Annotated in this window: 11 protein-coding genes; 8 read left to right on the forward strand and 3 right to left on the reverse strand. The window is 55.2% G+C overall.

Annotation, left to right across the window (positions count from 1 at the left end; all coding sequences use genetic code 11):
• Positions 1–39 precede the first annotated feature (39 nt).
• Positions 40–2,091, forward strand: coding sequence for a cbb3-type cytochrome c oxidase subunit I (locus tag VFO10_RS07745; RefSeq protein WP_325138883.1), 2,052 nt, complete (start codon positions 40–42; stop codon positions 2,089–2,091).
• 19 nt (positions 2,092–2,110) lie between these two features.
• On the forward strand, positions 2,111–2,668 hold the full coding sequence (locus VFO10_RS07750; RefSeq protein WP_325138732.1) for a c-type cytochrome: 558 nt from the start codon (positions 2,111–2,113) through the stop codon (positions 2,666–2,668).
• On the opposite strand, the gene VFO10_RS07755 is transcribed toward VFO10_RS07750, so the two are convergent.
• A complete protein-coding gene (locus VFO10_RS07755; protein WP_325138734.1) occupies positions 2,669–3,421 on the reverse strand; it encodes a GGDEF domain-containing protein in 753 nt (250 codons plus the stop codon).
• A gap of 272 nt (positions 3,422–3,693) precedes the next feature.
• Between VFO10_RS07755 and VFO10_RS07760 the strand changes: the two genes are divergently transcribed.
• From VFO10_RS07760 to VFO10_RS07780, 5 genes are all read left to right on the forward strand, one after another.
• On the forward strand, positions 3,694–6,498 hold the full coding sequence (locus VFO10_RS07760; protein ID WP_325138736.1) for a 7TM diverse intracellular signaling domain-containing protein: 2,805 nt from the start codon (positions 3,694–3,696) through the stop codon (positions 6,496–6,498).
• 15 nt (positions 6,499–6,513) lie between these two features.
• A complete protein-coding gene (locus VFO10_RS07765; protein WP_325138738.1) occupies positions 6,514–6,891 on the forward strand; it encodes a CoA-binding protein in 378 nt (125 codons plus the stop codon).
• The gene (locus tag VFO10_RS07770; protein ID WP_325138740.1) at positions 6,891–7,328 is read left to right on the forward strand and encodes a DUF2784 domain-containing protein; all 438 of its coding nucleotides are present in this window, start codon (positions 6,891–6,893) and stop codon (positions 7,326–7,328) included. The genes VFO10_RS07765 and VFO10_RS07770 overlap by 1 nt, the downstream gene beginning before the upstream one ends.
• Positions 7,288–7,707 (forward strand): ketosteroid isomerase-related protein, encoded by a 420-nt coding sequence (locus VFO10_RS07775; RefSeq protein WP_325138742.1) that lies wholly within the window; start codon positions 7,288–7,290, stop codon positions 7,705–7,707. Before VFO10_RS07770 ends, VFO10_RS07775 begins: the two co-directional genes overlap by 41 nt.
• 110 nt (positions 7,708–7,817) lie before the next feature.
• On the forward strand, positions 7,818–9,707 hold the full coding sequence (locus VFO10_RS07780; protein ID WP_325138744.1) for an LTA synthase family protein: 1,890 nt from the start codon (positions 7,818–7,820) through the stop codon (positions 9,705–9,707).
• 4 nt (positions 9,708–9,711) lie between these two features.
• Here the strand turns inward: VFO10_RS07780 and VFO10_RS07785 are convergent, their stop codons facing one another.
• Positions 9,712–12,369, reverse strand: coding sequence for a 7TM diverse intracellular signaling domain-containing protein (locus tag VFO10_RS07785; RefSeq protein ID WP_325138746.1), 2,658 nt, complete (start codon positions 12,367–12,369; stop codon positions 9,712–9,714).
• A 270-nt stretch (positions 12,370–12,639) separates the two neighbouring features.
• On the opposite strand from VFO10_RS07785, the gene VFO10_RS07790 reads away from it, so the two are divergent.
• Positions 12,640–13,740 carry an amidohydrolase family protein gene (locus VFO10_RS07790; protein WP_325138748.1) on the forward strand — a complete coding sequence of 367 codons (1,101 nt, stop codon included), beginning with the start codon at positions 12,640–12,642 and terminating at the stop codon, positions 13,738–13,740.
• 11 nt (positions 13,741–13,751) lie between these two features.
• Here the strand turns inward: VFO10_RS07790 and VFO10_RS07795 are convergent, their stop codons facing one another.
• Positions 13,752–15,134: an AarF/ABC1/UbiB kinase family protein gene (locus VFO10_RS07795; protein WP_325138750.1), complete on the reverse strand. Its 1,383-nt coding sequence runs from the start codon at positions 15,132–15,134 to the stop codon at positions 13,752–13,754.
• Positions 15,135–15,375 lie beyond the last annotated feature (241 nt).

Raw genomic sequence — 15,375 nt, forward strand, 5'->3', positions numbered from 1 at the left:
ACTTTCCTATAGCGCGACGTTGAGGGGGCTCCTGTTTTGGTGCATTACAATGATCGTATCGCCGGCCGTTTCCTTCAAGCGACAGTTGGTTGGGGCCTTCTGGCCCTCTTCATCGGTTTTTACGCAGCCCTGCAGCTTCAGTTCTGGCCTTTGCAGGGCGAAATTCCCTTCCTGGGTTTCGGACGCCTGCGTCCCCTTCACAGCAACCTGATGGTCTTCGGTTTCGCGGCGAATGCTCTCTTTGCAGGCATTTATTACACGCTGCAGAGGCTCTGCCAAAGCCGGATCTGGTCCGACCACCTTGCCCTCGGGCATTTTTGGGGCTGGCAGCTCGTGCTTTCGCTGGGGCTTCTTTCACTCGCCTTCGGCTTTACGCAGGCGAGGCCTTTGGCGGAAATGGAATGGCCGCTGGATGTTCTGATTGTGATCGTCTGGGCTTTATTCAGCCTTAATTTTTTCATGACGGTCGGGCGCCGGCAGGTGCCTTTCCTTTATGTGACCCTCTGGTTTTTCGCTGCCGGGATTATGGGTTTTACTCTTCTGCATATCGTCAATGCCTTGGCCATGCCAGCGGGAATCTTCAAAAGCTATCCCTTCTTTGTAGGGCTGAGCGACGCCATGATACAGCTCTGGTACGCGCAAAATCTCCGAAGTTTTTTTCTGACGCTTCCTGCCCTCGGTCTTATGTATTATTTCATACCGAAGCTTGTGAAAAAACCGCTTCATTCCTATCGACTCGCCATCCTCCAGTTCTGGGCCCTGGTTTTTTTCAGCCTGTGGACCGGACCTTCGAAGCTGCTCTATACGAGCCTTCCTGAATGGATGCAGTCACTCGGTCTTATTTTCAGCCTGATGATGCTGGCGCCGGGATGGGCGGCTGTGATCAATGGTGTGGGAACCATCGGCTGGAAGGATCGCAGGTGGCTGCGGCACCCTGCACTTCTTTTCTTCACGCTGGCCCTTGCGTCCTATGGTTTGAGCGTGGGCGTGGAAGCTTTGAGTTCCTTCAAATCCGTGAACCTGCTTGTTCAGTATAGCGATTGGATCAGCGCGGAAACCCATCTTTACCTGTCGGGCTGGATAGGATCCTTTATTTTCGGAATGGCTTATGCCCTGGTCCCCCGTCTTTGGCATCAGCGCCTCTACAGTCGAACGCTCGGGCGGATCCATTTTTGGATCACGCTTGCCAGCATTATACTGATGCTGATCGCTCTGGGTGTGGGCGGTGTGGTTCAAGGTTTTCGCTGGTTCGCGGTCCAGGAGGACGGTCTGCTCGTGCAGCCGGAATTTTTGGATACGATTCATTCGCTCAAGGGTTTTTATACTGTAAGGCTCATCAGCAATGCCCTTTTCCTGCTGGGTACATTGCTGGCTGTCTTCAATTTTTTCAAGACAGCGCAGCTCGGCAAATTACAGGATACCGAAGCGTCTTTGGACATCGTGACCCTGCCGGAGCCCATGAATCGCAGGGAAGCCTGGGAGCGAAAGCTTGGGCCTTTGACCTTCGGGATCTTCATACTCCTGATCGGCAGCAGTCTCGCCCTTCTTCTGCCGCTGCCGGATCAAAGCACCGAACTCAAACCCTATACGCCACTGGCCCAGCACGGTCGCGATATCTATATGCGCGAGGGTTGCCACAGCTGTCACACGCAGGTGGTGCGCGTCGCCCTGAAGGAAGAGCTGCGCTATGGTCCGGCCTCGCAGCTCTGGGAATATCAGCAGGATCGTCCTGCTCTTTGGGGACAAAGGCGTCACGGACCTGATCTTTACCGGATAGGCGGGAAGTATCCTCACCTTTGGCATTATCAGCATCTCGTGACGCCGCAAACCGTGGCCCCAGGTTCCTTGATGCCTTCCTATCAGCGTCTCGTAACGAGCAAGGTGAGCCGCGATGAGGTTAACCTCCGTCATGCGACGCTCAAAAAACTGGGCGTTGCCTATGGTCCTGATGATCCCTGGGCGCTTTACGAGGCCGAGGCGCAGAAGATTCGGGAAAGCCTCGCCCAGGCTCAGATCGCAGTGGATTCGGATGCGGACATCATTGCCCTGATCGCCTATCTGCAAAAACTGGGTACGGATCTGAAACATTAATCACCTGCGGAGACAGAGGATGGCTGATCGGAAAAACAAGGATGAACTCCGTCCCGAGAAAGTCGATGGCATCGAGCTGCTCGACAATCCCCTGCCGACGTGGTGGGTGGCTCTGTTCAATTTTTCGATGATCTTTGGTTTGGGATATTTCATGTGGTTTCATATCCTGAACAAGCCCTCGCTCCAGGACGAGTTGCTGCAGGATCGCAAAGCGCATGAACAGCTGGTGGCCGCGCGGGAGCAGGTGGCCCTGAGCCCCGAGGATGTGGCCGTTCGCCTGCAGGATCCCAAGCTGGTTCAGGACGGCAAAGGGCTCTATGCCGCGCACTGCTCGCCCTGTCATGGCCAGCAGGGCGAGGGCACGGTCGGCCCCAACCTCACGGATAAATATTGGATTCATGGCGGAACGCCCGAGATGATACTGACTTCGATCAGTGAAGGCATTCCCGCGATGGGGATGGTGGCCTGGGGACCGATTCTGGGCCAGGCGAAGGTGGAAGCGGTGACGGCTTACGTGCTGAGTCTGCAGGGGACAAAGCCAGCCAATGGCAAGGCTCCGCAGGGCGATGAGTTCTGATCAGGAGGCCGAGGCCGTGGTCTTGTCTCCCGCTTTGACCAGGGACTCGACGCGATTGCGGCCATTGCGCTTTGCTTTGTAGAGCATCTGATCCGCTTCCTGAACGAGCTGATCAATGCTGGTGGAACTTTGACAAAGACTGACGACAAGTCCCATGCTGATGGTCACCTGCACCTTGCAGCCCCTCGAATAAAAAACCCGCGCTTCGATGGTGGAACGAATCCTCTCCGCCAGCGTCAGCGCCGCCGCCGCGTTTTCCACGCGCGGTATGCCGATGATGAACTCATCCCCACCGTAACGGGCCACGATATCGGTTTCACGCGTCATCACCGCCAGGATTTGACCGAACTGCTTGATGATATCACTGCCGACGAGGTGATTGTTCTGGTCATTCACCTGCTTGAAGTGATCTATGTCCAGCATCATGATGCCGATCGAATCGTTATAGCGAAGACCGATCTGATAGTAGGCTTCCATATGCCGGTAAAAGGCTTTTTGATTCAGAAGGACGGTCAAAGAATCTTTTTCAATCAGCTTATAAAGCAGATCCTGGGAATGGCCCATGAGGAAACCAAAGCTGCCGAAGGTCAAAGTCGTCCCCACGGCCATGTAAAGGTAGACCGCGTCCTCCAGATGCTCAGGCGGAACGAAACTCGCGCAAAGCCACCAGCCCAAAGGCGCGCCGAGGGCCACGACGACCCCAAGGAGCAGAAAATAAATGCTTCTGGGCAGCGTGTGAAAAAACGGGACCATGAAGCCTCCCCGGCCTATAACGTATGTGGTAGCCTGCAGCATTAGTGAAAATGATAGCAGTCTTTTGGAGGCCCCGCCTACCGCCTATTGTGATGATGATAGCCGCTAAGCGCGGGTCCCTGCAGCTTTCGGTGCGCGGATTTGCAGGGTATTTTCCGGTAATTTGCGGAAAAGCAAAAGGTCTGGGAAGTTTTCCTTAAATAAGCAAAGGAATTGGTTAATTTGCGTATTTCGATGCCGATAGAGAATCAGCCCTTGCAAAGGATTGATCCATGGCGTGGCTCCGCATTCTCTTCCTCGGTCTCTGGTTGGGATCCCAGTTGGGATTCGCGGCCGTGCTTGACCTGAGCGCGTGGAATCCGGATGAGCATCCAAGCACCAGCTTGGAGGGCGACTGGGATTTCTACTGGGGACGCCTTTGGAAGCCGGAAGATTTCGCGAGTGGTCGCGTGACCACGAAGCCCCTGGCTTTTCCCATACCCAAGGTATGGAACAAGGCCGAAGCGGAAGGTATCCAACTCAAAGCGAATCATTACGCAACGTACCGGGCCACCATCCAATGGCCCGAGTCGGCTCTTCAGAAAAGACAGGTGCTGACGCTGAGCATACCCGGTATGCCGGGTGCTTATAAACTTTGGATCGATGGGGCCCTGGCGGTTGAAGCCGGTCGGGTCGCACGCAAGGAAAAGCGGGAAATTCCCAGTGTCGGCAGCTCTTTTTATACTTTCATTCCTGACCAGGCGACATCCGAGATCGTTCTGCAGGCTTCGAGTTTTCACCACAGAGATGGCGGAACCTGGTGGCCGATCAAAGTGGGCCTGACGGACCATGTGCATAAGGTTCACGCCGCCGGAGTCGCGTTGGATGGCTTCACCCTCAGCTGTCTTTTCATCATGGCCTTCTATCATTTCGGCCTTTGGTTGATGCGGCCGCAGTATAGAGCCCCTTTGGTCTTTGCCATCTTCTCAAGCGTGATCGCCATCCGTGCTTCGGTATCCGGGCTTGGCGACATTCATATCCTGGTCTTTCCAGGCATGCCTCATCACATTCAAAAAATCATGGAGTATGGTGGGCTCTACCTGGGTGTGCCCGCATATTATTCCTTTGTGCGGGAACTCTATCCGGAAGAGTTCAGTCTGGCCATGAAGCGGATCCTCTGGTTCATAGGTGGCGTCTTCTTTTTGACGACTTTGATCCTGCCGGTGCGGATATTCACCGACTTCATCGAATACTACCAGGCGATCGCCCTGCTCGCGATTACCATCACCTGCATCTTTCTCTATCAGGCCGTGCGTAAAAAACGGGATGGCGTGGGACTGCTCCTGGTGGGATCTTCCATCCTGTTTTTCTCGGGGATCAACGACATCCTGCACGCCCATCGCATTGCCCCCATCCCGACCATGATCTTTCCCTATGGGCTGTTCCTGATGATACTCCTGCAGGCCATACTTTTGGGTCGTCGTTTCTCCCGTGCATTCCAGGCGGTCGAGGTGAGCGAGAAGCAGATCCAATCGCTCAACGCCGAACTGCAGAATCAAAATGAGGTCCTCGATTCCCTGGTCGAAGAAAAGACCCGCGATATCCGCTCCATCATGAAGAACATCAAGCAGGGCATCTTCACCGTGATCGGCGAAGGCACGCGGCTCGGCAATGAATTCTCGGATCATCTTCGCAGCATGGTCGGTGCGCCCAACCTCAAGGGCGGTGAAAGCCTGGATGCCGTTCTGCATAAGGCGGATCTGAATCGCGACCGCATGAATCAGATACAAACCGTGCTCAGCAATACCGTGGGCGAAGACAGCATCGCCTTCGAGGTGAACGCCCACCTTCTGCCCCGCGAGCTGAAGCTGGAGCGGGAAGGCGAGACGCGACTTTTGGAGCTGGATTGGAATGCCATTGAAAACGAACACAGCGGGCTCGTGGAAAAAGTCCTGGTCAGCCTGCGCGATGTCACGGATCTGCGGCAGCTGCAGGAGGAATCGCGTCGCAGTCAAGAGGAGCTGGAGCTGATCGGCGAAGTTCTGAATGTGCCGACCGATAAATTCGATGGGCTGATCCATTCCTGTGAAAAGTTCCTGAGTGACAGTCTTCTGCACCTTGATGACGCAAAACTGGATACCCATCGGCTCTTTCGGAATATGCACACCATCAAGGGCGTCGCCCGATCCTATGGACTCACGCATCTGGCCGATGCCGCCCATCATGCGGAAGAGCTCTATGCGCAGCTACGGGATGGGCAGAGCGTCAGCCTCACGAGGCTTCGGGACGTGAGCCTGCATGTGCAGAGTCTTTTGCAGCACTATGACGAGATTCATCGCAGCAAGCTCGGACGCAAAGGCTGGGGCCACGATATGCTGCTTGTCGACCGCGCCGTCATCACCGAAAACATGGAAAGGCTCCGGACCCTGGGCCAGAACTCCATCGAGGATATCGCGCAGCTCTTCATGAGCCTGATCTATATGCCCCTGCCGAAGCTTCTGCAGGATCTTATCAGCGATCTGCCGCGCCTCGCTCAGGATCTGGGCAAGGCGAATCCAGAACTGATCTTCCGCGATCCAGGCATCAGCATCCAGCACGATGCCTATGACCTTTTTCGCAACACCTTCACCCACCTTCTGCGCAATGCCCTGGATCATGGCCTGGAAACTCCCGAGGAGCGGCAGAGCCAAGGAAAAACGGCGCGGGGACGGATCGTGGTGGAGCTGCGGCTTGAGGAAAGTTTGCTTGAGATCTTTGTCGGCGACGATGGGCGGGGCCTGAATTTGGAGGCCATCGAACGGACGGCCCGGCAAAGAGGGCTTATTGCATCAGGCGCCAGCCTCAGCGACTATGAGGTGGCCAATCTGATTTTCGCGCCCGGATTGAGCACCAAGGAAAAGGTGACGGCTGTTTCGGGACGCGGGGTGGGCTTGGATGCCGTGAAAAACTTTTTGGAACAGTATAACGGTGACATCGACATTCAGCTGGGGCCAAAGTCCGCCAAGAGCAGGCCGTTCCGCTTTCATATCACGCTGCCGGCCAGCGTCTGTGAAAAAATGCAAAGCGTGAGCGGCGCGGGCGTGGCTTCGGCCTCCTGATAAGGAAGCACGCATATGGCAGAACCCAAGGACCTGATGGTAATTCTCGGCCTTTCGGATGACGCGGATCGTTACAGCCACATGGCCATGAAACTTCTGCAGCAGTATGGTTATCAGAATATCCTGGGCGTGAATCCCGGCCTCACCGAGGTGGAAGGCGTGAAGGTCGTGCCGAGCGTGGAGGATGTTCCCAACCGGCCGCACACGCTGACCGTCTATGTGAATCCGAAGCGTTTGGAGCCTATGATTCCCGGTATTTTGAAGATGAATCCCAAAAGGATCATTCTGAATCCCGGAACGGAATCCAAAACGCTCATGCAGGCCGCGCAGGATAAAGGCATCGAAGTGGAAGCGGCCTGCACCCTGGTCATGCTTCGCTCCCGGCAGTTTTGATGAATCTTCCGAACTGGGCCCTCGTGGCTTTGGATCATGGGCTGATGGCCTTTCATCTGCTTATTATCGGGATCAATGTCTTCGGTTGGATCGCGCCGCGCACCCGCCTCCTTCAGCGCTGGGTGCTGCTTCTGACAACACTTTCATGGGTGGGGCTCGGCGCCTTCCATGGTCTGGGCTACTGCTTTCTTACCGACTGGCATTGGACCGTGAAGAGACAGCTGGGGGAAAGGGCCCTGCCACCTTCTTATATCCAATACATCCTGCATAATAAACTGGGTTTCAACTTTCCGGACTTTTGGGTGGACGTCGGTACCGGCACAGTCTTTGTGCTTTTGCTGTTGATCACAGTGGGACAGATGCTCTATAGCAGAAAGAAAAGCATAGGGAGGTTCCATGGAACACAAGGCCCAGACCCAGACAGAATCTCTGATTGAATCCTATTATGCCCGCTTCAATGCAGGTGATATGCAGGGCATGCTCAGCCTGCTCGACAAGGATGTTCGTCACGACATCAACCAGGGCGGCAGTGAAAGTGGTCTGGAGGCATTCCGTCAATTTTTGGATCGAATGGCCACCAACTACAAGGAAGAGATTCACGATATCGTAATTTTTGCCAGCGCCGATGGCAAGCGGGCCGCCTGCGAATACAAGGTGACCGGCACCTATTTGAAAGCTGACCCGGGACTGCCTCCGGCGCGTGGTCAACGCTATACGATACCTGGCGGAGCCTTCTTCACGATCAAAAATGGCCGGATCGCGCGAGTCACCAATTACTATAATCTTGAGGAATGGTTGGCTGCCGTCAAGGGCTGAAAATAATTCAAAAATATGAAGATAAACAGATAGTTATGTAATTCCTGTCAGGGGCGGGCTTAAATGTCCGAAAAGATAAGCCATGGTTCTCGGTTCATGAACGGTGGCTCATGCATCTCTATCTGCTCTTCATTTATTTCTACTGGCTGCTTATCTTCGCAGTCCATCGACTGGTATTCCTGAGCATCAATGTTGGAGCCATCGCGCCGCCGGAGCTGGAAGTCACGGGACTGCTGCAAAGCTTTCTGCAGGGCTTGAAACTCGATTTTTCGATGGCGGCTTATACCACGATACTCGCCTGGCTTTTTGTTCTTTTGAGTCTGCCCTTTCCGAAAAAAAATGCCCGCTCCGCCGCGAACCTTATCACGGCTATTCTGATTGTGGCCGCCACCTTCCTGGCTGTGGCCGATGCGCTCCTTTATCCCGAATGGAAGACCAAGATCAATAGCCTCGCGCTCTCCAGTCTGCAGCGGCCGTCGGAAGTTTGGAAAGTGACGTCGGCCGGACAGTTTTTTTTAGGCCTTGGTCTGGCCGCGGGCATTAGTCTTCTGATGGTCTTTGGACTTTACCGGCACCAAAAACGATTGCCGATTCATGAGACTCATATCAGTCTGAATGTGGCTCTTTTGCTGGTGATCTGGCCTGCGATTTTGGGCCTCACCGCGCGCGGTGGCGTGAAAGCGATACCGATCAACGTAAGCCGTGTTTATTTTTCCAAGGACGCTGTACTCAATGATGCGGCCACCAACACCGCCTGGTTCTTCCTGCTCGATCTGAGCCACAACCGCAAATTCCTATCCGGGGAAAATCCTTTCCAAAGCATGAGCCGCGAGGAAGCACGCGAGACCTTGAAGAAGCTGCGCGAGCCGACCGCCAAACGCCCGGCTCCTGTTTCCATTCTGCGGGGCAAAAAGCCCAACCTCGTTTTTATCGTACTGGAAAGCTGGTCCGCGGACCTGGTCGCAGAGCTGGGTGGTGAACCGGGGATCACTCCGAATTTCTCGGCGCTGACCAAAGAAGGTCTTCTGTTCACCCGATTCTATGCCAACGGCAATCGCTCGCAGCAAGGGATTGCTTCGATCTTTTCCGGCTTTCCCGCGCTGCCCGTTGTCACGATCACCGAGAATCCGGGCAAGAGCCAGACCCTGCCTCGCTTCGCGGCGACCTATGGGGCCCTGGGCTATCAAACGGATTTTTTCTATGGCGGGCAGCTAGAGTACGGAAACATCAAAGCCTTTCTTTTGAACAACGGATTCAAAACCATCACGGAAGACGACGACCTTCCGCAGCTGCCGCAGGGTTCCATGGGGGCTGCGGATAGCGTGGTGCTGCCGGCTTACGCCGAGCATTTAAAGTCCCTGACGCAACCATTCCTCTCCGCATTTTTCACCCTCAGCACGCATGCACCCTATGATTATCCGGGGCGGGATCTCTGTGCCCGTCAGGGTCGCGAGGCTGAGTACGTGTGCTCGGCCACGTATTCGGACGCCGCACTCGGACAGTTTTTTGCCAAGGTTCGCCAGGAGCCCTGGTATGCCAACACTCTTTTTGTTCTGGTCGCCGATCATAGTCACAGCAGTTATAAACTTCGTGAAAACTGGCAGCCCGGTTATCGCCGCATTCCGCTGCTCTTATGGGGCGGGGCCTTGCGCCCTGAATTCCGCGGGCGGATCTGGGATCGAGTGGGAAGCCAGGTGGATCTTACCACCACGCTTTTGCATCAGATGAAAATGGAGAGCAAGGCCTACCCTTGGGGGAATGATCTTTTCGATCCGACGGCTCCTTCCTATGCTTATTATGAAATAGGCCGAGGTGTGGGCTGGGTGAAGAGTGATGGTGAGCTGGTCTATGATCAGGAGAATGATAGGGTGCTCTACAGCAGTTTCACCCTGGATCAAAGAATCCAGGCGCAGAAAGAGGCCCAGGCTTACCTCCAGTCGGTGGTGGATTATTATCTGGAAGCAAGGCCGGGGGAAACCTGGCAGTTGACGGGGCACTGACCCTTCACGCGACGGCCGCGTGATTCGGATCCGCCAGGGCCGCCTTCGGTAATTCAAGGGTAAAGATCAGCTGAGGCTCCGCGTCACGGGCTCGCGGCCGGGTCGTAATGCGGAACGCACCGCCGAACTTTTCAAAGGCGGCCGCCACAGCATCCAGCCCAAGGCCACGACCGGACAGATCATTGACGACATCCTTGGTCGTAAAGCCACCTTCCATCAGCACCTGAGCCAGGGCTTCAGCGTCCTTGGGAATACCGCGTCCCAGCTTTTTAAGGCGCTCTTCCAGAGCCTGACGCGGCAGACCCCGACCATCATCACTGATCTGCAGAGCCCAACGCTGGGCGTCCTCGAAAAGATGGAAGACGATGGCCCCGCGCACCGGCTTGCCCTTCTGCACGCGCTCCTCACGCGTTTCCAGTCCGTGGTCCATGATGTTGGTTAAAAGATGATTGAGCGCGCCGCGCAGCATATAGGCGAGTTCCGGTGTCAGGCGCAGCGTGTGCGACTGCAGAAGGTCCAGGCCATGGCACTCGGGCTGTTCTTTTTTCAAACGCAGAGCCAAAGGTGCGAGCTGCTCCAGAGCGCTGGCCACCAGCGCGCAAAGGCTGGTGCTTTGGTTTTGGCCCGCCCCGACGCGAACATGAAGGCTTTGCAGAATATCGCGGGTGAACATGAGTTCATGCAGAAGACCCGCCAGGACTTCCGTGAAGCCCAAGGCCTGTTCCAGCAGCGCCTGCTCACAGGCATGAACGCTCGAAGCGCTGATGCCGAGTCCCAGACTGCGAGCGTTACCCTTCTGCGTATGAAGAAGGCGCAAGGCGTCCCGATTGATATCATGGAGGGTCTTGCGTCCCGAGGCATGAAGGTCGAGCATCTCCCCCAGCTCGCGGATGGCCTGTTCCAGCCAGCTCATTAACTGGCCGTGATCCTTGTCCAAAAGTTCCGCCACGATCTTGACCCGTTTTTCGCTTTCCAGCGTTTTGATCCGCAGTTCGTTCAACTCCGTGGTATCACGCATGCAGATCAGCAGTTTTTGAATGTTGCCGGCTTCATCAACTATGGGATTCCAGTCCATTTCAAAACAGCGCTTTTCGCCCTTGATGGTCCTGATCAGTTGATGGGGAAACACATGCTCATTCAATTCAAAGCTCAGACTTTTGCCATCGAGGCAGAAATCGACGGCATTGGTGATCTGATCCAGGTGATCCGCACTCAGCTGCGACTGATCAAAGATGCGTTCCAGAAGATCCCGGGCCCGCATCAGGGGCTCTGGCCGGAAAAGATCCCGGAAATAATCCGAGACCTCAGCATTCAGACGGCCATCCCTTTGAATGGCGAAGATAGCCTGGGGAATATTGGCGAAAATGCTGCGAATATCGAGGGTTTTTTCCTTCACCAGCTGATCGAGCTGCTCATTATGCACACGGATGGCTTCCTGGGCCACGCGAAGCTGATCGAAGGCCATGGAAAAGCGCTTGGAAATAACAATGGAGGTCGTAACCACGCAGCCGATCACGCCGACGCTGGCAAGCTCCAGCGTATCAAAACGCAGCATTGAATTCAGGATATCGTGAATGGTGCCGGTCGCCATCATCAGAAAGCCGGCCATCATCGTACGGGCCTGGGGCCTGTTCCGAATAACGGCAAAGATGATGGTCACAAGGCAGAAGAGGATGGAAACGATACCGACGATCTGCATGGGCAAAAGAGTTTTGCGGAAAATCACATGCGGCTGGGTCAGCACAATGAGCGTCGCAAGGCTGATGGTGGGAAGCAGGATGCGCAGCGTCAGGGCCTTCATATCCTGGGGGAAAAGGTCACGGATAAATATCACCGACAGCGCCACGGCCCAGTAGAAGGAGATGAATTCTATGCGCCGGCTCCAGGTCCAGTCAAAGTCCTGAACGAGGTTATACAGCATAAGGTCATTGCCAACGAGAAAGCTCCGCACGAAGATGGTGAAACAAAAGAGCGAGAACCAAAGATTATCGAGATGATCCCGTCGAAAGAGAAAGAGAATAAAGTGATAGGAGCACATCACACCCAAGGCGCTGACGGCAAGCAGCATCTGAAACTGCTGCCTGGATCGCGCGTCCATGATAACGTCGGTGTTGCCGAGAGACATCGAGCGCCAGATGCCGCCGGTTCCGGACACATAATTGGCCACCTGGAATACGAGGTCGACTTCGGTCAGCGTGCTCTCGATCGGAACGTACACTGTGCGCCTTGTGGTATGTGTGCTGGTGGCATCCACGCCGGCTTCGGTGCGGACCGGCATTCTTTGGTCATTGATGAAAATATTGAAGGCCGTGAAGGTTTCCGGGACGCGCAGGAGCAAGGTCGGATGTTGCGCCGGAAGAAGTATGCGGAGGCGATAGCTGGCCTTGCCAAAAGCAGGGTGGGCAGGATAACCGGGACGTGATTCCGACCAGGGCAGAGGCACCATACGGTAGGTCCGCGTCTCACGCAAAGTCCGGGCCTCGGTGCTGCTGATAAAACGGTCCCAATAAAATTCCCAGTCGCCTGCCAGCTCGATGGGTTCCCCCTGGGTGAGATCGACAGCACGCAGATCCAAAAGGCCCTTTTCGATAGGCGGCGCGACACCCGCCTCCAGCAGGCGAGAACTTAGGGTCAGCAGGAAAAGAAGCACTCGTAAAAACACGCAGATATCCCCTTGGATGGCTTATCTCCTTTTCGTTATCCTGTGATAAAAATTCACTCGCAAAAGCTTACTGTTTGGCAAGCCTTTCAAGCTTGTTAGCCTGTATGGGGAGTGCAGCATGGCTTGGAAAGTTTACCGCGATCGCTGCTTGGCGGAAGAAGCGTTCACGTTGAACTGAAGATTTCGAAAAGTGGCTTTTGCACTTCGTGCTGGCGGGAGCGCCGCGGAAGAACTACTTCTGGTGTTTCACGTTTCGCATAGGGGATGAGAATGTCAAAACTCTGGAATCGCGGTCTCATGGCTTTTGCCTGCACCTCTGCACTCAGCGCTCCGGCCTATTCGGCCACGAAAACCTATCTCGGCATGCCTGTGGAACCCATTGATATCCATATGCATCCCGGCACGTTTCAAACCATGGGGCCCAAAGGCCAGGCCTTCGTCAAGGCCTCCCTGCCGGACTTCATACCGGATGCTCTGAAAGGCCTGTCGCTCAGCACGGTCGGCAATCTGATGCTGGACCCCTATGGGGCCTTCATCGGCATCAAAAGCGAATGCGAAAAAGCCGGTCTGAAGATGTGCGGTCTTTTCGCAGTCTATGCGCCTGATACCTGGGGTGTCGTGAGCAATGAGTATGTGCTCGAAAAATTGCAGAACGGTAAGAATAAAAGAACTGATGGCAAACCCATGTTCTTCGGCCTTGCCAGCGTTCGGATGCAGAATTGGGATATGGGTGGTCCCACCGAACTCGAAAACCTGAGGAAGGCTTTGCGGCAGAAGTGGTTCCGTGGAATCAAGCTGGCTTTCATACATAACTCCATACCGCTCGACGATCCGCAGTATGATGGCATCTATGGCGTCGCTGAGGAATTTGATGTGCCGGTTTACCATCACGTGGGTTCATCCCCGCTGCAGAAGCTTGCGGATTTCGGTGATGAGGAAGATCAGAAGGAATATATTTCGAGCTACGATCCCAGTCGTCTGGAAGGCGCGATCGCTGCGCATCCCAACGTGAAGTTCATCATGGGTCACATGGGTTTTGACTTCAACAAGGAAGGCTATGACTTTTCGCAGGTCGTTTACGATCTGGCGGAACGCTATCCGAATGTGTATCTGGAAATCTCGGCCTTTGGTCGCGCGGCGTATGATCCGGAAGGAAAGAATATGGATCTTGCGCTTCACACGATGAAAAGCAAGGGGCTTTTGGACCGCGCGATCTATGGATCCGACGGTCCGGGTTCCCCTGGCGGTACCGAGAAGTACATGGATGCGGTGTTGAAAAGCATGGAGCGCGTGGGCTATTCCTATGCCGAGGCGGAAGCTGTGCTGAGCAAGAATACGGTACGTATTTTCAAGCTCGGCGATATGCTTTAAAAATAGGGGTCTCAGGGCCCCCGCTGCAGCCACTGGGCCAGGAGCTTATGACCGGGGAAACGGGCGTCGAGGATCTTCAGAATGATGAAGACGCCACCGATTTTCCGGTCCAAGAACAGCACCTCGCGCGGTGGCGGCCGCATTTTGAAGGAGAGGGCATAGCGCGTCGCGAGCTGCGTGATGCGCGAAGGCAGATCGCTGCGTGACCATAGGTAGCAGCCTTTGCCATCCACCAGCCCGGCCGGGACGCGGGGATCGGCAGGCGGCAGCCAGGGTTCGGTGGCGATCGAGCAGATATCGGCAAAGGAATCGCGTAGCTTGTCGTTATCATCGGGTCTTAAAAACCCGACGGCTATTCCCGCTTCCACCATCATCTCCCGATTCTGGGTCAAAGCGCCTTCCAGCATGCGCCGATAGCTATCCACGAAGTCCTGTTCGAAATTCCTGACGGCGCCCCAGTCGAGCAGCACGAGCTTATCGTCGCCGGATTCATCCAGGCGGACTTTGTAATTTCCGAAATGCGGATCGGTTTGCATCATGCGGAAATGGAAAAGCTCGTGAACGAAGAGCCAGGAGAAGGATTCGCCGAGGCGGTTTTTGCGTTCCTGGGGAAGGCTTTGAACTTCGGGACTGTCGATGTTCACGCCCTGTTCAAAGCTGGTGGCCAAAACGCGTTTCGAGGAATAGCGCGCGTAGCATTTGGGCACGATGAAGGCTTTTTCATCCTTGAGCAGTTCGCGGGCCTGCTCGGTGAAATGAAGTTCGCGCTCATAATCCAGCTCGTACTTGAGCATGGCGCGGATTTCCTGGAACAGCTGCTCATAGCCTTCGCCCTGGGTCGGGATGATCTTGAACATGCCGAGGATGGAGCGCAGGGCTTTGATATCGGTATCGATGGCCTTATCCACGCCGGGATATTGGACCTTCAGGCAGATTTCCTCGCCAGTGGCTTTGATGCGCGCGCGGTGAACCTGGCCCATGGACGCCGCAGCCAGGGGCACGGGGTCGATGTCGAGTTCATCGAGGAGTTCGGCGCTCAGGCGTTTTTTCAGGATTTTATGAATTTCCGGCCAGTCGACTGTGGGGCTTTGCTCGTTCAGGGTTTTCAGGGAGCGGACGACTTCCTCGGGGAAGAAGTGCTCGCCGTAAAGAGCCAGCATCTGCCCCACCTTCATCAGGCTTCCTTTGAGGTTGCCGAGTTCCTTGGCCAGGAGTTTGGCCTGGCTTTCCAGAAGGATTTTGAAATGAAGATCCTTGGTGTCGGAATCGGAGAGGATGCCTTTCAACCCACTCACGGCAATGCCAGCGCCGGATTTTATGGCCAGCTTGGTCAGGCTGAGACTGCGATCGAAAAGCCCGGTTTTAATTCTTTTTAGATTCTTGGGTTCTGACAACGGCGGGCTCCTCTCGCGCGTGGGGAGCTACTATTGAAACAGATTTAATATGAGAAAACAATGACAGTGGTCCCCTGCGGGGATGACGTTGGCGGAAGATGACAGTGGCGGAAGATGACAGTGGCGGAAGATGACGGCGGCGGAAGATGACAGTGGCAGAAGCTGACGGCGGGGAGGCAGACGGCGGCGGAAGATGACGGCGGCGGAAGATGACAGTGGCGGAAGATGACGAACGCAGGGG

It is taken from the genome of Oligoflexus sp. (genome assembly GCF_035712445.1).
Lineage (GTDB): Bacteria > Bdellovibrionota_B > Oligoflexia > Oligoflexales > Oligoflexaceae > Oligoflexus.

What these genes read in the sequence shown, in the direction of transcription:
- VFO10_RS07750 (WP_325138732.1), top strand. Translation starts at nt 2,111, where the DNA reads ATGGCTGATCGGAAAAACAAGGATGAACTCCGTCCCGAGAAAGTCGAT.
- VFO10_RS07755 (WP_325138734.1), bottom strand. Translation starts at nt 3,421, where the DNA reads ATGGTCCCGTTTTTTCACACGCTGCCCAGAAGCATTTATTTTCTGCTC.
- VFO10_RS07760 (WP_325138736.1), top strand. Translation starts at nt 3,694, where the DNA reads ATGGCGTGGCTCCGCATTCTCTTCCTCGGTCTCTGGTTGGGATCCCAG.
- VFO10_RS07765 (WP_325138738.1), top strand. Translation starts at nt 6,514, where the DNA reads ATGGCAGAACCCAAGGACCTGATGGTAATTCTCGGCCTTTCGGATGAC.
- VFO10_RS07770 (WP_325138740.1), top strand. Translation starts at nt 6,891, where the DNA reads ATGAATCTTCCGAACTGGGCCCTCGTGGCTTTGGATCATGGGCTGATG.
- VFO10_RS07775 (WP_325138742.1), top strand. Translation starts at nt 7,288, where the DNA reads ATGGAACACAAGGCCCAGACCCAGACAGAATCTCTGATTGAATCCTAT.
- VFO10_RS07780 (WP_325138744.1), top strand. Translation starts at nt 7,818, where the DNA reads ATGCATCTCTATCTGCTCTTCATTTATTTCTACTGGCTGCTTATCTTC.
- VFO10_RS07790 (WP_325138748.1), top strand. Translation starts at nt 12,640, where the DNA reads ATGTCAAAACTCTGGAATCGCGGTCTCATGGCTTTTGCCTGCACCTCT.